Origin of the sequence: Nocardia coubleae NBRC 108252 (assembly GCF_001612805.1) — a bacterium.
GTDB classification, from domain to species: Bacteria; Actinomycetota; Actinomycetes; order Mycobacteriales; family Mycobacteriaceae; genus Nocardia; species Nocardia coubleae.
Genome location: NZ_BDBD01000011.1, coordinates 493649 through 515539, shown reverse-complemented (window position 1 = coordinate 515539; position 21891 = coordinate 493649). Strand labels below are relative to the sequence as shown.

Here is a 21891-nt window from a genome sequence, read left to right as displayed (position 1 = left end):
AGCTGTTGTCTGCCTCGATTTCCGTGGATGCTGGAAGGTAGACGCCGCAAGCGACTGCCGAGGAGGTAGTGATGGCGATCTACCGCACGAATCGGATCATGGGTAGCGACAAGACCCCCGAACAGGCGGTTCTCGGGGGAGACGGCCGGTGGCGGCTCACCTGGTTGCCGGAATTCGGTCTCACGACTGATCAGGCGATGTCAGGACTGCGCCTTGATGAGATTCTCAGCGACCCGGACCTGGTCTACGACCGGATGGCGCTGGCAGAGGCCACCACTTGCGCCGATCGCATCGGCATCATCCTCGAGCTCGCGATGGTGCGCCTGTGGAAGCGGCTGAACAGCGCGATCGCACTCTGTGGGCTCTTCATGGCCCGCCTCGCCTGACCTGACTCGACAAGGGTCTTCCGGAACCCACCGCGCGGACCGCGGTGGGTTTTCTTGCCCAGGGGTTGCGCGAGGGGGTGTCCGTGTGAATACTTAGGTATGTGCCTAAGTATTCGAGCGGTGAAGCGGACGGGAGACTCGACGATGTCTTCCGGGCGCTCATGGATCCGACTCGGCGGGCGATCGTCGAACGGCTGACGCGGGGACCCGCGTCGGTCTCCGAACTCGCGGCGCCTTTCGACGTCGCGATGCCGACGATCGTGCAGCACCTCAAAGCCCTGGAAGCGGGGCGGATCGTCGCCTCGGCCAAGGTCGGGCGCGTGCGCACCTACCAGTTGGTTCCCGGTGCCTTCGGGTCCGCGATCGACTGGCTGGGGCGCCAGCGTCCACCCGCCGAACGGCAGCTCGACCGGCTGACCGCATTGCTCACCGAAACCGCGAAATCCTCAGAAGGAGAACAACAATGAACACCGTGACCCGTTCCGTCAAGCACGCCCAGTTCACCATCGAGCGGGAGGTGCCCGTCGCGCCGTCCGTCGCCTTCCAGGCCTTCGCCGACCCCGCGATCAAGAGCCGCTGGTTCGGTGGCGAGGAAGGCTGGGAGCAGGGTGAGGTCTCCCTGGACTTCCGGGTCGGCGGCCAGGAGGTCAACGAGGGCACCTTCGAAGGGAAGATGACCTCCCGCTTCGTCGCCACCTACACCGACATCGTCGACGACGAACGCCTCGTCTACACCTACGACATGTGGATCAACGGCGACCATATCTCCACCTCGGTCGCCACCTGGGAATTCGAACCGACCAGCACCGGCACCAAGCTCACCCTCGTCGAATTCGGCGCCCACCTGGACGGATTCGACACCGGCGCCCAGCGTGAAGAGGGCACCCGCGAACTGGTCGAGAACCTCGCCCGCTACCTCGCCACTGCGGCCCAGGTTCAGTGATGCCCCTTCGCGCCCATGTCCATGGCCATCGGCGCGGGCCGCTGTCCCGGGGCGAGGACCAGGAACTGGCCCATCATCCCCTGATCCTCGTGATGGAGCAGGTGGCAGTGGAACATGTAGGGGTAGGTGGGGTCGGTGTGGTCGGCGAAGCGCATGGCCAGGGTGTAGGTCGAGCCGGAGCTGGTGTAGACGGTGTCCTTCCAGCCGGATAGCGCTGGGGGAGGGGCCTTTCCGTCGACGGTGAGGATCTGGAACTGCACATCGTGGACGTGGAAGTTGTGCGGCCAGTTGTCCTTGTTGCGCACCGACCAGACCTCGGTGGTGTCCACGGGGATGGTCATGTCGATGCGGTTCATGTCCATGCGCTGGTTGTTGATCATGAACCACTGCAGGTCGAAGGACCGTGTCGCCGGGGTCGTCGCGGCGGCGAGTGCGGTCATCGGGATCAAAGACTCGGGTAGTGACGGACTGGGGCGTAGGGTTTCGGCGGCCTGGAGGGCGAGGATGTCGAAAGTGTCGTCGAAGCCGAACTCGGCGGCACGGTCGATGCCCGCGCGGTCGGTGATCGGCAGCGACCGCAGTGTGGTGTTCTCGCCGGGTCGCAGCGCGATCACGATCTCGGCGCGTTCGCCGGGGCTGAGCTGGAGCTGGTCCAGCGCAACAGCTTTCGGTAGCAGGCCGCCGTCCGTGCCGATCAGGTGGAAAGCCCGGCCGTCGGCGAGGGCGAGGTTGTAGAGCCGGCCCGAGGAGCCGTTGAGGACGCGCAAACGCACCCGCTCGGTGGTGACCCGCAGGTGCGCGCCCGCGATGCCGTTGGTGACGATGGTGTCGCCCAGCAGGCCCACATCGGTGGGATCGGACTCGTCCACCGCGCCGTCGGCGGTGAACCGGCGGTCCTGGATCACCAGCGGAATATCGTCCACCCCATACTCTTTCGGTAGGGACAGGGCATCGGCGGCATCGTCATCGATGAGGAAGAAGCCGGACAGACCACGGTGCACATGCTTTTCCGTCGCACCGTGCGGATGCGGGTGATACCAGAGGGTCGCGGCCTGCTGCTGCACCGTCCAGCTCGGCGTCCACACCGCGCCCGGCGCGATCATCTGATGCGGTCCACCGTCGAACTTCGCGGGCAGGTGCATGCCGTGCCAATGCACCGACGTCGCCTCGGGCAGGGCATTGCTGATCGCGAACTTGACCCGCTCACCCCGCCGCGCCCGCACCGTCGGGCCGAGCACCGATGCGCTGTAACCCCAGGTAGGCGTCGAGACCCCGCGCAACATCCTCGGTCGAGCCCGCCTGGGCGCGCAGAGTGAAGCGCCGGACACCGTCGGCACCGACCGACGACGGCGCGAGCGGCGGGATCGGCAGCGGACGAGTGCCGTTTGCGGCCGAAACCGACGGCCGAACCGAACACCCGGCCGCATACACGACCGGGGCAAGAGCCAAGCCGGCGAGGAATCCTCGTCGCGAAACCACAGGCAACTCCATCTCTGAGGGGGAACCCCAGCTTCGCCCGGTTCCTCCGCGCCCGACTCAGCCCACCGGCCCGACCACCGCCCGGAAATTCCGCCCGCCCGACCCTTGCGCACCTTCCTGTGATCTGCTAGCCGGTCTCCGAAGACCCTCGCCACCTGTAGGGCGATGCCGCCGGGCTCGAGGGCGACGTGTAGCGGCGGACGGCCCGGTGTGTCGTGGTTGCGGGCGGTCCGGCCTTCCGCGGTCGACGCATACGGTGGGAGCGTGATCGATGTGCGTGCTCGCCCTGACCTGCGCCGCCTGCTGCGGTGGCTGCCGGTGGCTGTGGTCCCGGTGCTGCTGGCGGCCAGCACGTACCCGGGTCAGTTCCGCGTGCCCGTGCACTATTGGGTGCTCGCGATGAGCGCCGCGGTGGTGTTCGCTGTGGGGCGGCGGTGGCCGTTGGCGGTGTCGCTCGTACTGTCAGCGCTGGCGGTCCCCATGTTTCGGACCGAGGCGTGGGGTGTTGCCGGTCTGGTGCCGTATCTCGGGGCCGTGGCGCTGGTCGATGTCGTCGCCCGGACCGACCGGCGCTCGGCCGTGGTCCTCGCGACCGGCGGGTGGGCGGCAGCGGTTGTCCTCGGGTGGATCGGGCTGCACGACACATCCATCGGTCGCGCTTCCACCCTCGTCGAGGGCGTCGCCTACGTGGGGTTGCCGCTGCTGCTGGGGTTGTACCTGCGCGGGCAACGCGAACTGGCCGACAATCTGCGACTGCGCGCCGCCGACGCCGAAGCACGCACCCGCCTCGACGAACGAGCGGCGATGGCCAGGGAACTACACGACGTCGTGGCCCACCACATGGCGTCGATCATCCTGCGAATCTCGGTGGCCGGTCACGTTGTGCGGCAAGCAGATCCGCGGATCACGGCGGTCCTCGACGACGTCCGCGCCACCGCGACCGACGCGCTGGGCGACATCCGCAGATTGCTCGCGGTCCTCCGTGATCCCGCGCTGGGGGGAGGTGGCGCTGGTCGAGCCCGACGCCGTCGGTGCGGAGATCGACGCCGCCGTCGCACGCGTACGAGCCGCCGGATTCACTGTCGAGGCGACCGTCGGTGACCTGGATGGGCTCGATGCCATCCGCAGGCTCACCCTGCTCCGGCTGGTGCAGGAATCACTCACCAATGTTATGAAGCACGCCAATCACGCTGTGCCGGTGCGATTCACGATCGATCGGAACGACCACGGCATCACCCTGACTGTCGTAAGCGGCGCCGACAATGCCGCGACAACGCCCGGCCACGGCATCGTCGGCATGCGCGAGCGCACCGAGCTCGCCGGCGGCACACTGACCGCCGCCGCCGAGGACCAGCGATGGGTCGTGCGTGCCCACCTTCCGGACCGGCCTCGAGGAGGACACGAGTGATCCGCGTACTACTCGCCGACGACCAGCGCCTGATCCGGGCCGGACTGCGGATGCTCATCGAGGACACCGACGACATCACCGTTGCGGGTGAAGCCGCAGACGGCGTCGAAGCGGTCCGCCTGCACACCGAACTACGCCCCGACCTGGTGATCATGGACCTGCGCATGCCGGGCCTCGACGGCATAGGCGCCACGCGGCAGATTCTCACCACCGACCCCCGGGCGAAGGTCCTGGTACTGACCACCTTCGACGACGACGAACACCTGTTCCCCGCCCTGTCCGCAGGCGCCACAGGCTATTTCGTGAAAGACACCGACCCCACCGTCCTCCTCGACGCCATCCGCCGCACCGTCGAAGGCGACCTCCTCTTCTCACCCACCCTGCTCCGCAGACTCGTCACCCGCGCACTGACAACCCCACGCGAAACCCCCTCACCCCCACCCGACCTCACCCCCGCGAACGCGACGTCCTGCGCCTGGTAGCCGAAGGCCACGGCAACCAGGAGATCGCCGACCGCCTCCACCTCGGCGTGAGCACCGTCAAAACCCACATCACCAACCTGCTCGACAAAACCGGCACCGACAACCGCGTCCGCCTCGCGGTCTACGCCTCCAAGTTGCCTTGATATCTCAATGGTGAGATACCTCATCATTGATTAGATCAACATTGAGATATATTTCCTGTGTCAGGCAGACGAGCTGTCACACAGGAGGTTTGATCATGCGTATCACGGTGTTCGGGGCGGGCGGAGCGGTCGGTGGCCGGGTGGTGTCCGAGGCGATCGCACGCGGACACGACGTCACCGCGGTCGTGCGCCGGGCTGTGGATATGCCCGACGGCGTGCGGGTGCGTATCGGCGATGCCGCGAACGCGGACGAGGTCGAAGCGCTCAGCGCGGGACAAGACGTCGTGGTCGCCGCCACTCGTCCTGCTCCGGGGCGTGAACCGGAACTGCCGGTCGTCGCCGCAGCCATGCTAGACGGCGTCGCGCGCAGTGGTGTCCGGCTGCTTGTCGTCGGCGGCGCGGCAACGCTGCTGGTGCCAGGCGTGGGCACCACGTTGCACGAAACATCGGGATTCCCCGCGGAATTGGCAGCCATCGCGCAGGCGTGCGCGGAGCAACTGGCTGCTTGCCGCGCGCACACGACCGCCGACTGGACCTATCTGAGCCCACCGGCCGAACTGAATCCGGGCGTGCGCACGGGCAACTACCGGGTCGGCGCCGATGACCTTCTGGTCGACGCCGACGGCCGATCCTGGATTTCGATGGAGGACTTCGCGGTGGCACTGCTCGACGAAGCCGAGCGTCCCGCCCACCGTCGCACTCGGTTCACAGTCGCCGCGGGTGGATAGCAGCGATCGCCTGGACTGGCTCTTTACAGCACGGAAGGACTAGGACGCGTCGAGGTCGAACAGGTGGACGGCGTTGTCGTGGCACACCTTTCGGAGCCAGTCGTGGCCGAGGTCGAGGCGTTCGAGAGCGGCGACGGCCTCGGCGTAGGGGTAAGGAATGTTGGGGAAATCGCTGCCGAAGAGGATGCGGTGGCCGAAAGCGGGTAGGCGGTCTTTTTGGTCGGTGGGGAAGGGGGCGCCTGCCTCGCTGAAGTCGGTCCAGACCATGGTCGTGTCGAGATAGAGCTGCGGGTATCGCTCGGCCAGGTCGAGGAATTCGCGGTATTCGGGGGTGCCCATGTGGGCGATGATCAGGCGCAGGGTGGGGAAGCGGCGCAGGAGTTCGGCGATGGGGTCGGGGCCGGTGAACTCGCCGGGGGCGGGGCCCGAACCACAGTGGATGAGGACGGGGACGCCGGTGTCGGCGAGGATCGCCCACACCGGGTCGAGCAGTGGGTCGAGCGGGGAGAACGCGCCGACCTGGATGTGCACCTTGAAGATTCGCGCACCGCGCTCGATCGCGTCGGCCACATACCGTGGCGCGTCGGGTTCGGGGTAGAAGGTGGCGGTGTGCAGGCAGTCGGGGGTGCGGGCGGCGAACTCGGCGGTCCACTCGTTGAGCCACTCACCCATGTTCGGTTTGTGCGGGTACACCAAGGAGGTGAAGGCCCGAACACCGAAGTCGCGCAACGTTTTCAGGCGCACCTGTTCGTCGTCGCGATAGGTGATCGGCCAGGGGCGGCCGGTGAGGGGGCCCGCCGTGTCGAAGTAGGCCCACACCTTGCGCATCACCTGATCGGGCATGAAATGGGTGTGCACGTCGACGATCGCGGGCAGCTCCAGCCTGCGGCGGAAGTCGGCGAGATAGGTGACGGTATCGATGGTCATGAGTGCTCCGGGTACAGGCGTCGCGCGAACGCTCCGACGCGGGTGACGAGACGGTCGAAGAACACGGCCGGGTCGGTGTCGATCACGATGTCGGCGTTGGGTTCCCGGCCCCACATGCCCGCCCAGTCGGCCACGGTCGTGGCCCGGGTGATGATGCCCGCCAGTTCCACGTCGACGGTCGCCGGCCGGGTGGTCGCCAGCGTGTGATCGAGGGCGACGGCGGCGGCGAACGGGTCGTGCATGTGCGCGAGGTACCCCAGGTCGTACTGGTGGTGGAAGTCGAAATAGAAGCGCACCGCGTCGGTGAGGTACCGCACGATCGGATTGGTCGCGGCCGAACGCCATTCGACCGGATGGCCCGCCGCGACCAGATCCGGCGAGGCATTACCCGCCGCTTCGGCCAGCAGGACGAGATGCTCGGGCCGCATCTCGATTCTCTCGGTGATGTCGAGCGCGCACACCAGCGGGCGACGATCCGGCGGTGCGGCGGAGAAGGCGTCGAACACCTCCTTGGCCGCTTCCGGATCGACGTGGATGTTCCACTCGTTGGTCGGCGTCGTATTGCCGGGGTGATTGAACGCCCCACCCATCACGACCAATCTGCGCAACAGCCGGGGAAGCTCGGGTTCCATCCGCAAGGCCAGTGCCAGATTGGTGAGCGGGCCGGTGCACAACCCGATCGCCGTACCCGGATTCGCACGCGCCAAATCCACCCACATCCGCGCCGCCGACCGCTCCGACACCTCGCGTGGCGACAGCGGCAGGACGGCGTACCCGAGCCCTTGCGGACCGTGCGTGTCCTCGGTGGTGCGCAGCGGTATCGCCAGCGGTTCGGCCGCCCCCAGCGCCACCTCGATCTCGGGTGCCCGGCCGAGATCCAGCACGGCGAGCGTATTGGCCGCCACCTGCGCGGCAGGCACATTGCCCGCCGTGGCGGCGATCCCGAGGATCTCGGCCTCCGGTGAAGCGAGCAGATAGAGCATGGCCAGGGAGTCGTCGATCCCGGTATCGACGTCGAGGATGATCGGCTGCGCCACGTTCCGAGAGTAACCAGGCGCCCGCACTCAGTAGCGCGGCAGGGCGAAGTCCTCGTTGTCGGCGAAGAACAGTTTCGCGGTGAGCGGGCGCATCGGCCGCGATGTCAGCAGCCGCACACTGACCCGCATCATCCGGGTCATCACGGCACTGCGCGGCACCATCATGTCGATGCCGCCACCGGGAATCTCCTTGGCCTTGGCCAGGAATGGGGTGATCGTGTCCTGGTAGCGGCGCAGTGCGGCGGGTAGATCGTGCGGCGTGGCGGCGATCTCGGCGGCCAGCACGTACCCGCCGACGATCGCCATCGCGGTGCCCATGCCCGTCAGCGGAGAACCGCAATACCCCGCGTCGCCGACCAGTGTGACCCGGCCGACGGCCAGTTCGGGCACGTCGACGCGGGCGAGGTCGTCGAAGTAGAAGTCCGGTGTGGTCTCCATCGCGGCCAGGATCTCCGGGGCCCGCCAGCCCGTGTCACGGAGAGCTTCTCGGAGCAGTGAACGCTGGGCTTCGGGGTCGCGGCGCAGGGCGGGATCGATGCCGGTGCGCACCATGATGATGGCCTTCGCGGTGGCCGGGTCGCCGTCGGGCCGGATGCCGACCATCGTGCCGGGCAGCAGGCGCATGGCGAACCAGCCCGGTTCGGCGTCGGCGGGTGTCGGCATCGTGAAGAACGCGCCGTAGGCGCCGAGGTTGGTGACGAACCGGTCTTCCGGGCCGAACACCAGGCGGCGGGTCGCCGAATGCACGCCGTCGGCGCCGATCACCAGATCGAAGCGCCCGGTCTCGCCCGAGGCGAAAGTGACGTCCACACCGGTGTCGTCCTGCTCGACGCGCTCGATCCAGTCGCCGTAGCGGTAGTCGAGGTGACCGTTGTCGGCTGCGGTGACCGCGTCGAGCAACACCTGATTGAGATCGCCACGGGTGATCTCGATATCGGCGACGGCGCCCTTACCGTCGAAGTCCTCCATCGCCATACGGGCATAGACGCGACCGTCACCGTCGACATAGGCCATCCCGCGTTCGTCGAGCTGGTACTTGCGGATGCCCTCCATCAGCCCCATGCGTTCGACGGCTTCCTTGCTCGGTCCGCGCAGATCCACCGCCTGCCCGCCGGGCCGGGGGACCGCCGCCCGCTCCACCACTGTGGTGCGAATGCCCTTGCGCAGCAACTGGAGTGCGACCGTATTGCCCGCGATGCCGCCGCCGGCGACCAGAACGTGCAGTGCAGTAGAGGTCATAGTGTGTCCCGCCTCGAAAACTTGAACGAATGTCTTAGACCAATGTCTAACAGAGGTTTGCACGGATGTCTAGTACAAATGTCTAAGACGGTCGGGTAGTCTCGCCGTCATGGGCAATCGAGAAGATCTGCTGGCCGGGGCGCGCAAAGTGATCATGGAGCGCGGGGTGGCCAAGGCGACCGCACGCGATATCGCCGCCGCCGCCGGGGTGAGCCTGGCCGCCATCGGCTACCACTTCGGCTCCAAGGATCGCCTGGTCACCGAGGCGCTCAGTGAGGCGCTCGGCGACGCGCTGGGGGAGGGGATGCGCGGACTCATCGAGGAAGGTGCGGGCGGCTCACCGCTGTCCGGTCTCGCCCGCCTGTGGAACGGCATGCCTGCGGTCTTCGCCGACAACCACGAGGCGATGCTGGCCAGCCTGGAGAACATCGTCCGCATCGTGCGCTCCGAAGAAGCGCGCTCCCAGCTCGGAGACCAGCTCGACGAGGCCTACCGTGATCTCGCGGCCGATCTCCGGGCAGCCCATCCCGACCTGGACGAAGCGCAGGCCGAAGCCATCGGCCGCCTGTACTTCGTCCTCGCGCAGGGCCTCGGTGTGCTGTGGCTGTTGAAGCCCGGCGAAACTCTTCTCGACGGCGACCAGCTGTCGACCGCCGTGCGCGCCCTCGCGGGCAGCTGACCGGGAAAGGGAACAGTGCGAGTGAACACTGCTGCAACGCAATGGATTCGGGCGCTACGTCTCGATGCGGCCCGGCGCAGGCAATTGGTCTGCCTCCCGCCCGGTGGTGCGTCCGCCGCCTTCTACCGCGACCTCGCCCGCCACCTCGGTCCCGGCATCGAGGTCCTCGCCGCGCAGTACCCGGGGCGCCAGGACCGCCTCGGCGACCCGCTCATCACCGACCTGCACGAGCTGGCCGACCGCATCGCCGCCGATCTGCTGCGGCAGCCACCCGCTCCGCGCGCCCTGTTCGGTCACAGCATGGGCGCCACCGTCGCCTACGAGGTGGCGCGGCGGCTCGCGGCAGGCGGGCAACCGGTGCGGGAACTGATCGTCTCCGGCCGTCCCGCACCGGATTTCGTCGAGACGGGACTCCTGCACAAGGCCTCCGACGCCGACCTCATCGACAACCTGGAGCGCCTGGCCGCCGATCCGGCGCCGGTGCGGCTGCTGCGCACCGAGCCGAGCCTGGCCGACCTGGTTCTGCCCGGTGTCCGCGCCGACTACCAGGCCGTCGAGACCTATCGCCACCGGCCGGGCCCGGTGCTCGATTGCCCGGTGGCCGCCTTCGTCAGTACCGAGGATCCCACCACGAGCCGAGCTCAGGCCGAGCAGTGGCAGACGATCACCGATGGACCGTTCAGCCTGCACACCTTCCCCGGTGGGCACTTCTACTTCGACGACGAGCCCGGTGTGGTCGCCGAGGAAATCACGCGGTGTCTGACGTGACCGAGCGGTGGTGCAGGCGCAGGTAGCCCAGCCAGGAGACCAGGACGGCGGTCGCGGCCACCGCCCGGACCAGCCCGAGGGCGCTGTCGGGATAGATCACGCCGGTGAGGTAATGGTCGATGAAACCGGCTTCGGGGAGGCCGGCAACGCCCGCACGAGCGCGGGCCCAGTTCTCGGCGTAGGTCAGGGGACAGTCGAAACCGATGAGGATGGTGCCGAAACCCCAGGACGCGGCGAGCAGGTGGGCACCGATGGTGCGCGGCCACCGCCACGCCACGAAACCGCCGGCGACCACGTACGCGATGAACGCGACGTGGGTGACGGCGATCAGATCGGCCAACACCCGGAACGGCACATATCCAGATTAAGCGGCCGCCCGCCGATCGGAATCATGATCAACATTCCGGTTCGGCATCGACCAGGTGATCACCAGGGTGACGGCCGGTAGTCCTTCAAGAAGCACCCGTAGAGGTCGACGCCGTTCTCGCCCTGCACGATCGGGTCGTAGACGCGGGCGGCGCCGTCGACCAGATCGAGGGGAGCGTGGAAGCCCTCCTCGGCCAGACGGACCTTGGTGTAGTGCGGACGCTCGTCGGTGATCCACCCGGTGTCGACCGCGGTCATCAGGATCGAATCGGACTCGAACATCTCCAGCGCACTGGTGCGGGTGAGCATGTTCAACGCGGCCTTGGCCATATTCGTGTGCGGGTGACCGGGGCCCTTGTAGCCGCGACTGAACTGGCCCTCCATCGCCGACACGTTCACCACGTACTTGCGCCTGCCCGGCGCCGCCGCCATCGCCGGACGCAGCCGCGACACCAGGATGAACGGCGCCACCGAATTGCACAGCTGCACCTCGAGCAGCTCGGTGGCGTCCACCTCGCCGACGGTCTGCACCCAGCTGTTGGTGTGCGCCAGATCCGGCACGAGCCCACCGGCGTCGATGGCCACACCCGCCGCGATCCGCTCCGGCGTCGCCGAGCCCGCGACCAGGGCCAATTCGGCGACGTCGACAGCCGACAGTGACGGCGTGAGCGAGGCGGTGAGCGCGGTCGGATGCGCCTGCATCGTCTTGCCGAAGGTGACCATCTCCGGCAGCATGCCGACGGGCAGCGGCGCGGACTCGGCCTCGACGAGCGCGCTGTAGGCACCGGCCGAACGGCGAACGGTCTGGGCGGCGTTGTTGATCAGGATGTCGAGCGGGCCCTGCGCCGCGACATCATCGGCGAGGGCGACCACCTGGGCCGGGTCACGCAGGTCGATCCCGACGATGCGCAGCCGGTGCAGCCAGTCGCCGCTGTCCTCCATCGCGGCGAAGCGGCGGATGGCGTCGTTGGGGAACCGGGTGGTGATCGTGGTGTGGGCGCCGTCGCGCAGCAGCCGCAGCGCGATGTACATGCCGATCTTGGCGCGGCCACCGGTGAGCAGCGCACGCTTGCCGGACAGGTCGGTGCGGGCGTCGCGTTTGGCGTGGCTCGACGCCGCGCACTCGGGGCACAGCTGGTGATAGAAGGCGTCGACCTGGGTGTAGCGCTGCTTGCAGATGTAGCAGGGGCGTGCCCGCACGAGCGTTCCCGCGGTTTCGCCGTCGGCGGCGGACTTGATCGGGATGCCCGCGGTCTCGTCGTCGATGCGCTGCGGCGAACCGGTCGCGGTCGCGGCGATCACGGCGCGGTCGGCTTCGGCGACCTGCTGTCTTGCCTCGATTCTGCGGCGCTGCTTGAGCTTTTTGAACATGTGGCCCACCGCGCGCTGCACCGCGATCGAATCGGGGTGTTCCTTTTCCAGCTGCCCGGCCTGTTCGAGCACCCGCAGGCAGGTTGCCAACTCGTCCGGATCGATCGTCTTCTCGGCCATCGGGGAGTGCGGCATTCCTTCGTGCGGGAGCGGTGGTCGGAAATATTGTCTCATTAGCCGTGCGACGGACCCGCTGGGTATCGTTGTGCACCGCCTCCGCAACCCTGCGGCGGCCGCAGAACCCGACGGAGCGCCCCGATTTCCCCGTTCGACACCGACACAGCAGACCCGCCACGCAGGCGCCGGCTCGAACCCGACGAGCGTCGGGCGCAGATTTTGGCATGTGCCATCGAGATGTTCGGTGAACGCCCGTACGCGGCGGTGTCGACCGCGGAACTCGCCCAGCGTGCCGGGGTCGCGCGCGGGCTCATCAACCATTACTTCGGCAACAAGCGCGACCTCTACCTGGCCGTTGTCCGCCGGATGGTGACGCTGCCCCGCCTCGAGAAGGTGTCCATCCCGCAGGGCAGCCCGGTCGAACGGGTCGATGCCATCGTGTCGTGGTTGCTCGACACCATCGCCGAACACGGCAGCACCTGGGTGAAGGTGACCAGCCATGAAGGAGTGGGAGACGACCCCGAGGTGCAGCAGATCCTCGACCAGGCCGACGATGCCGCCGCGGAACGCATGCTGCTGATGATCGGCCGCTCCGATATGGCAGACGATGCACAATTGCGCGCACTGGTCGTTTCCTATGCGGGCATGGTGAAAGTGGCCGGACGCGAATGGCTCACCCGTGGCACACTCACCCGCCCCCAGGTGCACCGACTGCTCACCGACACCCTGCTCACCCTCATCGATCGCACGATCCCCCATGTGAAGTCGTCCCCGGCCGATTAGGAGTTAGCCCACTCTTTCCCGGTTGCGCTGCCCGGCGGGCCGCGAGTCCCTATCCTCTTCGCGTAACCCCGCGCCGCACGCTGTTTCGTTTCCGCGGCCGGGGAGATCGAGAGGGACCCGGGGTTGATGGCACGATACGAGCAGTGGAACGACGACCCCGATGAGGAGTTCGAGGACCGGCGCTGGAACGGCCAGCGCTGGCCGCACGCCACCGCAGAGGACTCCGCACGCGACGACCAGCCACGGGTGAATCCCTACGCGATGGTGGCACTGGCCGCGGCCCTCGTCCTGCTGTTCCCGATCGCCATCGTCTTCGCCCTGCTGTCGTACGGGCATCCGCGTGGGCGGGGGATCGCGATGCTCGCGCTGCTGCTCGGCATCGCCGAGGTCGCCGCGGTGGCGGTGGCCGGAATGGTGCTCTTCGGTGGACTGGAACTCGAGATGCCTGCGTTGGCGAGCAAGGCGGCGACGACACCGGTGGCGGTGACCACCACCGAGGCGGTGCCGTCGGTCGGCGCCCCGACATCGGTCGGATCCACCCCCGTCCTGAGCCAGCCCGCCGCGAGTGTGGTGCAAAAAGGCACACCCTGCCAGTCCGAACAAGTCGGCCTGCTCGGCGTAGCCGCCGACGGCGCCACCCTGCTGTGCCTGCGCTCCGGCAACGGCCACACCTGGTCCGGCCCACACCGCGTAGCGGGCTCCTACTACACCGAAGGCGAGCCCTGCGACCCGTCGGTCGACAAGACCGGCCGCACCACCGACAACCACGCCCTGGTCTGCGAAGGCAAAGCGGGCACCGGCAGCTGGGTCCCCTGGACCGAGTAGGTCAGTCCTTCTTTGCTCGGCTCGGCTGGACGCGGGGTGGTTCGTTGGGCATTTTCGGGTATTGGGGTGGCCAGGGGGCGTCCATCAGGCCTGCGGCCATGTCCTTTTCCGACATGGTGAGGAGCGGTTCGATCGACTGCGGGGTGCGGTCGGCCCAGGGGTCGCCGCGTTCGGCCAGTCGGGTGGGGACGGTGGCGAGGGTGAGTTCGTCGGGGACGATGGTGTCGAGTTCGTCCCAGGCGATCGGGGTGGACACCTGGCCGCCCACCTTGGGGCGTACAGACCAGGCGCCGAACACGGTTTTGTGGGGTGCGTTCTGGTTGTAGTCGACGAAGACCCGGCTGCCGCGTTCCTCCTTCCACCACTGGGCGGTGATCTCCTCGGGGAAGCGGCGCTCGAGTTCGCGGGCCAGAGCCACGGCCGCGGCGCGCACCTGGTAGCCGTCCCAGCGGGGTTCGAGCATCGCGTAGATGTGCAGGCCGCGTGAGCCGGACGTCTTGACGAGGGCGTCGATGCCGAGTTCGGCGAGCAGTTCGCGGGTGCGCACGGCGGCGCCGCGCAGATCGTCGAAGGTGATGCCGGGCGAGGGGTCGAGGTCGATGCGTAGTTCGTCGGCGATCCGCAGGTCGGCAACGTGGTTGGGCCAGACGTGGAACCCGAGACAGCCCTGGTTCACCGCCCACAGCACATGCGCCAGATCGTGGGCGACCAGCGCGTCGCTCGTCGTGCCGTTCGGTGTGGTGACCTCGACGGTCTGCAACCAGTCCGGCGCGGTCTTGGGGACCCGCTTCTGGAACCACGATTTGCCGGAGGCACCGTCGGGATAGCGTTCGAGCAGCAGCGGCCGGTCACCGATGACACCGAGCAGGGGTTCGGCCACGGCCTGGTAGTAGCGCACCAGGTCGAGCTTTGTCTCACCGCGTTTGCTGAAGTACACCTTGTCGGGATGACTGATGGTCAGCGTGCGCCCGTCGACCTCGATCTCGACCCCCGCGCTCATGACCGCACCCCGAAGATCGCGTCCAGTTCGGCCGGGGCCACCTCGTCGAGCTGGGCGTATGTGCACGATTCGGGCGTGCGGTCGGGCCGGAACCGGACCAGCCGCCCGCCGTGCCGGAACCGCCCCGACTGCACGTGTTCGTAGCGCACCTCGGCGACCAGTTCGGGCCGCAACGGTTCCCACGACAGGTCCTTGCCGCCGGTCCACCGGCTCACCCCGCCGGGCATCTTGCCGTCGGCATTGGCCTGGGCCACCGCGTCGGCCCAGTCGCGCCACGGGTGGTCCACCAGCGCGTTCTCGCGTAACGGTGCCAGCTCCCCGAGCAATTCGCGGCGCCGGGCGGCGGTGAAACTCGACGCGACACCCACGTGGTGCAGGTTGCCCTTGTCGTCGAAAAGTCCGAGAAGCAGCGAGCCGACCCCTTCGCCGTCCTTGTGCATCCGGTATCCGGCGACCACGCAATCGGCGGTGCGTTCGTGTTTGATCTTGAGCATCACCCGTTTGTCCTGCATGTACGCCAGGTCGTCGGCCTTGGCCATCACTCCGTCGAAACCCGCGCCCTCGAACCGGGTGAACCAGTCCTGAGCCGTGTCCGGGTCCTGGGTGATGGGGGTGAGATGAATGCGGCCGGGAGCGGCTTGCAGCAGCGTCTCCAGTTCCCGGCGGCGTTCGGAGAACGGTTCACAGGTGAGATCGCGATCGCCGTTGGCGAGCAGATCGAAGGCGACGAAACTGGCCGGAGTCTCGACGGCGAGCTTGTTCACCCGCGACGCTGCCGGATGCAGGCGCTGCTGCAGTGTGTCGAAATCCAACCCGTTCTCGGTGACCACCACGATCTCGCCGTCGATCACACACCGTTGTGGCAGTGCCGCTTTGAGCAGGTCGACCAATTCGGGGAAATATCGGGTGAGCGGACGATCGTTGCGCGAACCCAGTTCGAGTTCGTCGCCGTCGCGGAAGACGATGCAGCGGAAGCCGTCCCATTTGGGTTCGTAGCTGAGCCCGGGTTCGCGGGGCAGCGACGGTGTGGACTTGGCCAGCATCGGGCGCACTGGCGGCATCACCGGTAGATCCATCCGATCCTCCTCGCGGGTTCCTGTCACCCGTATCGACGTCGCGAGCGCACGCGATTAATCGCTGCCTTGCGATCGTAGGCCGGGGGACCGACACACACGCGGAGCGTGATCAGCGCGTTCGGATCAGCTGTCGAGCCAGCCGTGTTCGTCGGCGAAGGTGGTGAACCGGTCGCGAATGGTGATGATCTCGGCGGCGGTGAGGGCGGGCGAGGCCTCGAGCAGGAGTTCGGTGATCTGCCTGCGCATTTCCTCGGAACCGAGTCGTTCGCCTCCGCCCTTGCGGCTGCGGCCGCTCGGGGCGCTGTGCCCGGCGGCGGTCAGGTTGACGGCTTTGGGACCGCGATCGCCCTCGGTGACCTCGAATTCGAAAAGCCTGCCCTGGCGCAGTTCGTCCTCGTCGAGACCGATGTCGTTGACATGGACGAACACATCGGGCCCACCGTCTTCGGGGCGGATGAAACCGAAACCCCGCGAACCATCGAAAGACACCAATTTCCCGACAGACACCGACCAGCTCCTCGCTCCGCTTTCCCGTCGCCCACTCTAACGCGGCTTTTGGGTGTTTTCTCCGGAAAGTGGATAGTCGGCGACGGCCCGGTGCGGGGTGGCCCAGGCCTGGTCACGATGCGGTAACTGTTTGTTCACATCGGCTCGTTAGCGTCCCACATCTGTTTCGAGACGGGTGGAGGTTGGCGGTCTGTGGTGGATCCCGGTGTGGGGATCAGGTCGGGGGGTTTCGGTCGCGGTGTCGCGGTGGCGACGACGCGGGCCGAGGCGGTGTGTTTCCCGGCGCCGCCCGTGGTGACGCTCGAACCCCGCCGCCGGCCCGCGCACGTGCCGTTGGCGCCCGCGCAGGAGCGCATGTGGCATGCGGCGCGACAGGGACGTTCGGCGGACTGGAATGTGGCGCGCGCCTTGCGCATTCGTGGCGCCGATATCGATGTGGGCGCTCTGCGCGGTGCCCTCGAGCTGCTGGTCGCGCGGCACGAACCGTTGCGGACCCGCTACCCGGTGACCGAGCACGGGCCGGCTCAGCAGGTGCTCGACCCGGCCGAGGTCGTGCTCGACATCGCGGTGCGACACGTCGGCGAGGATGCTCTCGGCGCCGCGATCGCCGATCTGGCGGCGCGGCCGTTCGACCTGGCCCGCGATCTGCCCCTGCGGGCCCGGCTGTTCGTCCTCGCGCCCGACGACATCGTCCTGGCCCTTGTAGTGCAACACATTTCCGTCGACGGACGGTCGATGGCTCCGCTGACCCGCGACCTCGTGACCGCTTACCTGGCCTGCCGCACCGGCACGGCCCCGCGCTGGGAGCCGCTGCCGGTCACCTACACCGACTACACGCTGTGGAAACACGCCCAGCTGGGCGAGTTCACCGACGAGTGGAGCCGGGCCACCCACCAATTGCGGTACTGGGCCAATGCTTTGGCGGGCAGGCCCGCATTGCTCGAATTCCCGGCGCTGCCACAGTCGGCGCCGCCTGGCGACCCCGCTGCCGGCGCGCTGATCCCCCTCGCCTTCGACGCCACCACCCACGCGGGTCTGCTGCGGCTGGCCCAGGATCGGCGGGCGAGCCTGTTCATGGTACTGCAGGCGGCGTTCGCGGTGACCGTCGGCGCGTTCGCCCGCTGTGCCGATGTGACTGTCGCGACGGCGGTTTCGGGCCGCGACCACCGACTGCTCGACGACCTGGTCGGCAACTTCTCCGATGACGTGTTGATGCGGGTGCGCCTGGACCGGGCGGCCGACGTCGACGAACTCATCGACCAGGTCCGCCGGATCGCGCTGGCCGCCTACGCCCACCCCGACACTCCGAATCCGCGACTGAAGCGGTGCCTGCCGCAGGACGCCGCGCTGCCACTGTTCCAGGCGACGCTCATCCTGCAGAAGTCGACGCGAACGGAACCGTCTGCCGCGCGCTCGTTCTCGATCACGGACGTGCCGACCGGGGTGGTGCGCGCCAAACACGATCTCGAGTTCGGCCTGACCGCGCACTACGAAGCCCACGGCGCTCCGGCCGGGATCGACGGGTCCTTTCTGTATCCCCTCACTCGCTTCGACCCCGCCGTCGCCGCACGTTTCGTCGACCGGTTCCGCGCGGTGGTCGCGCTGCTCGCCGACGGCTACCGTGGCCCGTTGCCGCCGCTGCTGGCGACCACGGGCCGGGCACCGTCGCCACGACGGGCGATGCGGGCGCTGGTCTGATCAGCCACGTTCGAGCGGCAACCCCGCGTCGCGCCAGGCGACCACCCCGCCCGCCAGGCTGAAGGCCTCGTATCCGGCCTGCCGGGTCGAGGCCGCGAAACGCAGCGACGCTTCTCCGACCGGGCACACGAACACGACCGGCCGTGAGCGCGGGAACGGCATCCCCTGGCCGAGCATGTCGTCGAGCTGATCGTCGCGCAGGTTGATCGCACCCGGTATGTGGCCGACCCGGTAGGCCATCGCACCGCGAGTGTCGACGACCGTCGGGCGGCCGGTGCGGTCGAGCTCGGCCAGCTCCGCAGGTGTCAGCGTCGGTGCGGAGCCGGCGTCCGGTGGTGGTGGGGCCTCGGGCGCACCGAACAGGTCGGGTCGGCGCTTGGCGAAATACGACAGATACGGCTCGAGCCGGTCGCAGACGATGAGCACGGCGACCAGCGGGCGGTCCCCGGGGCGTGGAGCGTCGGCGAGCGTGCGCAGGGCGGCGGCATAGCCCGCACCGCTGGTCGGACCCGCGAGCACGCCGTATCCGCGCGCCAGATCGAGCGTGGCGTCGATGGCGGTCGCGGAGTCGACGGTGACGATGTCGTGGTAGAAATCCGGGCGGAACAGGCCCACATCCCACATCTCGCGTTCGGAGCGGATGCCGGGGATGAAATCGAAACGGTCCGACACCACACCGATCGTGCGCAGCGCCGGATGGCCGGCCAGCAGGGCAGTGGCGGTGCCACGGGTGGAGCCGGTGGTGCCGAGCCCACCCACGAGGTAGTCGAGGTGTTCGACACCCGCCGCGGCCAGGTCGGCGGCGATCTCGGCACCCGTACCGTCGCGGTGGGCCTCGACATTGCGCTCGTTGGTGTACTGGGACGGGTGGTACCAGCGCTCGGGCGCCTGCCCGGTGGTGTGCTCGATAACGGCCGAAACATCGTCGGCCGCATGCGGATCGGGGCACTCGGACAGGCCGGGTAGCTCCACGATGTCGGTGCCGAGCAACTGCAGCAACTGGCGTACCTCGGTGACCCGGATGCGGTTGGTGACCGCGCGCAGCGGAACCCCGTGCAGCGCGCCGAGCACCCGCAGCGCCTTGGCGGTATTGCCGCTGGATGCCTCGATGAACGACTGCCCGCCTGCCGCCACCGCCTCGATGTCGTCGCGGATCATGGACCAGGCGATGCGGTCCTTCACCGACCCGAACGGATTGTGCGACTCCAGTTTCGCGTACAACTCGACTCCCGCCAGCCCGTGCACCCGCGGGTCGAGGCGGAGCAGGGGAGTGTTGCCGATCAGCTCGGTGATGTGGGAGTAGATCATCGCCACACCTCGTCGTCGCACAGCTCGAATCGGCTGTCACGATGCAGCACAGCCACTTTCGGTGGGGTCGGGTGCATGGCGGCGTTGGCTGCCGACAGATCCATGTGGTAGGCCCCGGTATTGGGGAACACCACCGGGTCGCCGGGGTCTGGAATCCGTGTCACCCGCACCTGCCGCTGGGTCACCAGGTCACGTTCCAAGCACAGATGACCGGCGAAGAACACTCCGGCGGGCGCGGACTCGCCGGGCTCGGACAGCACGAGGGGATCGATGAGCACCTCCTGGTCGGCCGCGGTGACGGTGTCGCGGCTCAGATCCAGGTGTACCAGCGTCGCCCCGGTCCCCGCCCGCTTCACGAATTCGACCCGGGCCACAGTGATCCCCGCGCGATCGGCCAGTGCCTTGCCGGGTTCCAGCCACAGGTCGAGGAGATTGTCCGCCAGCACCGCGCTCAGCGCCCGGCCACCATGCCCTGGCAGGGGCGCGTCGAGCAGTTCGGTCAGGATCTCGGTGGCCGATTCCGTATTGGCGTACTTGTGGAACACCGGCGTGCCGTGTGCGGCACCGTCGGCGACGTGATAGCCGAAACTGCCCGTGCCCCAGTGCAGAGCGGGCCCGTGGCCGAGCAATCCGGCCCGCAAAGCCTGATCGTAGGCGTCGTAGGCGGCCGGGTCGGCCACGAAGACCTGACGCAGCCCACCACCGATATCGAGCACCGACGGCGTGAACCCGCGCGCGTAGGCCCTCTCGATCACCGTCAGGCACTCGCCGACGGCCCGTACCCGCTCCTGGGTGGACGCGGTATCGAGGTGGAAGGCCACCCCGAGCAGTGCCAGCCGATCAGGGTGCCGGGCGAGCAGATCGAACGCCTCTCCCACTTCGCCGAGATCGATGCCGAACCGGCTCGGCGCACTCCCCGGGAAACCCGAAAGACGTAGCAGCACCGACACTCGCGCGTCGGCGAGTTCGGCGATACGCGCCAGCTCCCACAGATTGTCGACATTGATCGTCACCCCCGCCGCCACGGCCGCCCGCAACAGTGACGATCCCTTGGGTCCGGTGATCTCGACACGATCGGGTGCGAAGCCCGCCTCCAGCGCCGACCGCAACTCCGCCCCGGACGCGACATCGATACCGATCCCCGCCCGTGCGGCCGAGCGGACGAAGGCCGCGGACCGGTTCACCTTGTGCGCGTAGTAGACCCGCGACCGACACCGTGCCCTGTCCAGCACTCCGGTGAGCGCCGCGAGGTTGTCGTCGAACACCTGCGGGAACACCAGGTGTAGCGGTGATCCGAACCGCTCCAGCGCCGCGTGCACCGCCGCCCGGTCCGCCAGGAACGCCGCCACGACCGGGTGCAGGGCAGCGGGGACAGCAGGCGGGGTCATTCCACCGGTGTGCCGGGCGAGGGCACCTCGTCGACCGGGTTGTACCCGCCGTCGCGCAACGCCTCGAAGACCCGTAACCGATGGCGCGGGCTGCGGATCCGGGCGATCACCCGTTTGGTGGCCAGATCGATCTCGAGCACGGGAACATCCATCGACTCGAGCAGGGCGCCGATGGTCCGCACACAGTGACGGCAACTCATGTCCGGCACCGAGAACACACTGTCGTCGGCGAGCGGCTCGCCACCGGCCGGTACCTCGGTGACGTCCTCGACGACCTCTACGAGCTCCGAGAGCGCCACGAACGTCTCGACGAACTGATTCGCGACCGCGCCGAGCACCGACGACCCGTCCGCACCCGGTGGCGCCGCGAGACACGTCGGCCCGGTTCCGGGCGGCAGCAGCGCGTACTGCCGCGAGATCAGATCGAGGTCGTCGTGGTACTTGGCCACCGCCTGCTCGACATCGAGGCCCTCCTCGGTGGTCGCCTTGCGCATCACCGCGTGCGCGTCGGCAATGGTCGCCTCCTTCATCGCCCGCAGTGCTGCCACCGACTCGGGCGTGTACCGCACGGTGCCATCGGGCGAGGTGGTGAAGCGGACCGGGATCATGCCCCGCCGATAGGTGGAGGCCTGCAACTCCCAGAACCACCGCGTCGCCACCGCCGCGAAGATCCCCGAATCACGCATTCCGCAGGCGAATTCGGCGATACCGCGATATGGGGTGTCGGCGGCGAGGAGACCGTGCTGGACCAGGGCCCGCCCGGTGGCTTCGATGCCGACCCGGAAGATCTCGTGCGGTTCGTGGTCGGTGGTGGTCGCCGCCAGCACCGCCCGTTCGTGCTCGCTCAGCTCGGCGGCCCGCTCCGGCAGACCCGATCGAGCCAATGAATCCCACAGTGCCAGTACGGTTTCCCTGGCGACCACAGCCAGCTCTGGTCCCGCGCCGTCCCGGCGGTAGTACGCAGTATTGGGAATGCCCGCGCTGTCGGTCCAGGTGATGCGATGCGTCGCGCTGGTCACCTGCTCCGGGCGGCACGGTCGCATGAAGCGCTCGAGATACATCCGCTGCGACTGGGTGAGCCGCCCGCCGGGCTCTGGCTGTAAAACCCGCGCGCGGAAGGCGATCAGGGTGGGCGTGGTCTCGATGCCCGCGAACACGCCGGGCGCGGCGAGCCGGGCGAGGACCTGCGAAGCGACACGGCGGTCGTACTGCTGCGCGGGGTGCACCTCGTCA

Annotated in this window: 24 protein-coding genes and 1 pseudogene; 13 read left to right on the top strand and 12 right to left on the bottom strand. The window is 68.2% G+C overall.

Annotated features, from left to right (window positions below; all coding sequences use genetic code 11):
• Positions 1-71 precede the first annotated feature (71 nt).
• From NCO8_RS11405 to NCO8_RS11395, 3 genes are all read left to right on the top strand, one after another.
• Positions 72-386: a hypothetical protein gene (locus tag NCO8_RS11405; RefSeq protein WP_067638789.1), complete on the top strand. Its 315-nt coding sequence runs from the start codon at positions 72-74 to the stop codon at positions 384-386.
• Positions 387-487: 101 nt separating this feature from the next.
• The gene (locus tag NCO8_RS11400) at positions 488-853 is read left to right on the top strand and encodes an ArsR/SmtB family transcription factor (protein ID WP_067638787.1); all 366 of its coding nucleotides are present in this window, start codon (positions 488-490) and stop codon (positions 851-853) included.
• Positions 850-1329 carry an SRPBCC family protein gene (locus NCO8_RS11395; protein ID WP_067638785.1) on the top strand — a complete coding sequence of 160 codons (480 nt, stop codon included), beginning with the start codon at positions 850-852 and terminating at the stop codon, positions 1327-1329. The genes NCO8_RS11400 and NCO8_RS11395 overlap by 4 nt, the downstream gene beginning before the upstream one ends.
• On the opposite strand, the pseudogene NCO8_RS11390 reads toward NCO8_RS11395, so the two are convergent.
• Positions 1323-2820 (bottom strand): annotated as a pseudogene (locus tag NCO8_RS11390) (multicopper oxidase family protein). The gene NCO8_RS11395 and the pseudogene NCO8_RS11390 overlap by 7 nt on opposite strands.
• A gap of 252 nt (positions 2821-3072) precedes the next feature.
• On the opposite strand from NCO8_RS11390, the gene NCO8_RS11385 reads away from it, so the two are divergent.
• From NCO8_RS11385 to NCO8_RS11375, 5 genes are all read left to right on the top strand, one after another.
• Positions 3073-3909: a sensor histidine kinase gene (locus NCO8_RS11385; RefSeq protein WP_312032641.1), complete on the top strand. Its 837-nt coding sequence runs from the start codon at positions 3073-3075 to the stop codon at positions 3907-3909.
• Positions 3791-4216, top strand: coding sequence for a sensor histidine kinase (locus NCO8_RS32875; protein ID WP_312032651.1), 426 nt, complete (start codon positions 3791-3793; stop codon positions 4214-4216). The genes NCO8_RS11385 and NCO8_RS32875 overlap by 119 nt, the downstream gene beginning before the upstream one ends.
• The gene (locus tag NCO8_RS11380) at positions 4213-4698 is read left to right on the top strand and encodes a response regulator (RefSeq protein ID WP_312032640.1); all 486 of its coding nucleotides are present in this window, start codon (positions 4213-4215) and stop codon (positions 4696-4698) included. Before NCO8_RS32875 ends, NCO8_RS11380 begins: the two co-directional genes overlap by 4 nt.
• Positions 4686-4841: a response regulator transcription factor gene (locus tag NCO8_RS32870; protein WP_312032649.1), complete on the top strand. Its 156-nt coding sequence runs from the start codon at positions 4686-4688 to the stop codon at positions 4839-4841. The genes NCO8_RS11380 and NCO8_RS32870 overlap by 13 nt, the downstream gene beginning before the upstream one ends.
• 95 nt (positions 4842-4936) lie before the next feature.
• Entirely contained in the window at positions 4937-5569 is a 633-nt protein-coding gene (locus NCO8_RS11375) for an NAD(P)-dependent oxidoreductase (RefSeq protein WP_067638784.1), read from the top strand.
• 39 nt (positions 5570-5608) lie between these two features.
• On the opposite strand, the gene NCO8_RS11370 is transcribed toward NCO8_RS11375, so the two are convergent.
• The 3 genes from NCO8_RS11370 to NCO8_RS11360 are packed head-to-tail and all read right to left on the bottom strand — an operon-like array spanning position 5609 to position 8772.
• A complete protein-coding gene (locus tag NCO8_RS11370; protein WP_067638782.1) occupies positions 5609-6496 on the bottom strand; it encodes an amidohydrolase family protein in 888 nt (295 codons plus the stop codon).
• Positions 6493-7533 (bottom strand): nucleoside hydrolase, encoded by a 1041-nt coding sequence (locus NCO8_RS11365; RefSeq protein WP_067638780.1) that lies wholly within the window; start codon positions 7531-7533, stop codon positions 6493-6495. Before NCO8_RS11365 ends, NCO8_RS11370 begins: the two co-directional genes overlap by 4 nt.
• Before the next feature lie 27 nt (positions 7534-7560).
• Positions 7561-8772 (bottom strand): FAD-dependent monooxygenase, encoded by a 1212-nt coding sequence (locus tag NCO8_RS11360; protein ID WP_067638778.1) that lies wholly within the window; start codon positions 8770-8772, stop codon positions 7561-7563.
• A 109-nt stretch (positions 8773-8881) separates the two neighbouring features.
• Here NCO8_RS11360 and NCO8_RS11355 point away from each other — a divergent pair, with 109 nt between their 5' ends.
• A complete protein-coding gene (locus NCO8_RS11355; RefSeq protein WP_067638776.1) occupies positions 8882-9451 on the top strand; it encodes a TetR family transcriptional regulator in 570 nt (189 codons plus the stop codon).
• A 21-nt stretch (positions 9452-9472) separates the two neighbouring features.
• Positions 9473-10219 carry a thioesterase II family protein gene (locus tag NCO8_RS11350; protein WP_157104879.1) on the top strand — a complete coding sequence of 249 codons (747 nt, stop codon included), beginning with the start codon at positions 9473-9475 and terminating at the stop codon, positions 10217-10219.
• On the opposite strand, the gene NCO8_RS11345 is transcribed toward NCO8_RS11350, so the two are convergent.
• Together NCO8_RS11345 and NCO8_RS11340 are read right to left on the bottom strand one after the other, a co-directional pair.
• Positions 10200-10574, bottom strand: a complete 375-nt coding sequence (locus tag NCO8_RS11345) for a DUF2784 domain-containing protein (protein ID WP_067638773.1) — start codon at positions 10572-10574, stop codon at positions 10200-10202. The two genes, NCO8_RS11350 and NCO8_RS11345, sit on opposite strands and share 20 nt — an antisense overlap.
• Positions 10575-10645: 71 nt before the next feature.
• The gene (locus NCO8_RS11340) at positions 10646-12076 is read right to left on the bottom strand and encodes an SDR family oxidoreductase (RefSeq protein ID WP_067640009.1); all 1431 of its coding nucleotides are present in this window, start codon (positions 12074-12076) and stop codon (positions 10646-10648) included.
• 234 nt (positions 12077-12310) lie between these two features.
• Between NCO8_RS11340 and NCO8_RS11335 the strand changes: the two genes are divergently transcribed.
• Both NCO8_RS11335 and NCO8_RS11330 read left to right on the top strand, forming a co-directional pair.
• Positions 12311-12856 (top strand): TetR/AcrR family transcriptional regulator, encoded by a 546-nt coding sequence (locus tag NCO8_RS11335; protein WP_245655316.1) that lies wholly within the window; start codon positions 12311-12313, stop codon positions 12854-12856.
• Positions 12857-12982: 126 nt separating this feature from the next.
• Positions 12983-13681 (top strand): hypothetical protein, encoded by a 699-nt coding sequence (locus NCO8_RS11330; RefSeq protein WP_067638772.1) that lies wholly within the window; start codon positions 12983-12985, stop codon positions 13679-13681.
• Between the two features lies 1 nt (position 13682).
• Here the strand turns inward: NCO8_RS11330 and ligD are convergent, their stop codons facing one another.
• The 3 genes from ligD to NCO8_RS11315 form a co-directional block, all read right to left on the bottom strand.
• Positions 13683-14681 carry a non-homologous end-joining DNA ligase gene (gene ligD / locus NCO8_RS11325; protein WP_067638770.1) on the bottom strand — a complete coding sequence of 333 codons (999 nt, stop codon included), beginning with the start codon at positions 14679-14681 and terminating at the stop codon, positions 13683-13685.
• Positions 14678-15757, bottom strand: coding sequence for an ATP-dependent DNA ligase (locus tag NCO8_RS11320; RefSeq protein ID WP_208115386.1), 1080 nt, complete (start codon positions 15755-15757; stop codon positions 14678-14680). The genes ligD and NCO8_RS11320 overlap by 4 nt, the downstream gene beginning before the upstream one ends.
• Before the next feature lie 123 nt (positions 15758-15880).
• Positions 15881-16246 carry a cold-shock protein gene (locus tag NCO8_RS11315; RefSeq protein WP_067638768.1) on the bottom strand — a complete coding sequence of 122 codons (366 nt, stop codon included), beginning with the start codon at positions 16244-16246 and terminating at the stop codon, positions 15881-15883.
• 225 nt (positions 16247-16471) lie between these two features.
• Here NCO8_RS11315 and NCO8_RS11310 point away from each other — a divergent pair, with 225 nt between their 5' ends.
• The gene (locus NCO8_RS11310; RefSeq protein ID WP_245655314.1) at positions 16472-17962 is read left to right on the top strand and encodes a condensation domain-containing protein; all 1491 of its coding nucleotides are present in this window, start codon (positions 16472-16474) and stop codon (positions 17960-17962) included.
• Here the strand turns inward: NCO8_RS11310 and NCO8_RS11305 are convergent, their stop codons facing one another.
• Genes NCO8_RS11305 through NCO8_RS11295 form a run of 3 tightly spaced genes read right to left on the bottom strand, consistent with a single transcriptional unit; the run spans position 17963 to position 21884 of the window.
• A complete protein-coding gene (locus NCO8_RS11305; RefSeq protein WP_067640007.1) occupies positions 17963-19270 on the bottom strand; it encodes a pyridoxal-phosphate dependent enzyme in 1308 nt (435 codons plus the stop codon).
• Positions 19267-20658, bottom strand: coding sequence for an alanine racemase (locus NCO8_RS11300; protein WP_067638764.1), 1392 nt, complete (start codon positions 20656-20658; stop codon positions 19267-19269). The genes NCO8_RS11305 and NCO8_RS11300 overlap by 4 nt, the downstream gene beginning before the upstream one ends.
• Complete coding sequence (locus tag NCO8_RS11295; RefSeq protein WP_067640004.1) at positions 20655-21884, bottom strand: heavy-metal-associated domain-containing protein; 1230 nt, start codon at positions 21882-21884, stop codon at positions 20655-20657. The genes NCO8_RS11300 and NCO8_RS11295 overlap by 4 nt, the downstream gene beginning before the upstream one ends.
• Positions 21885-21891: the final 7 nt, after the last annotated feature.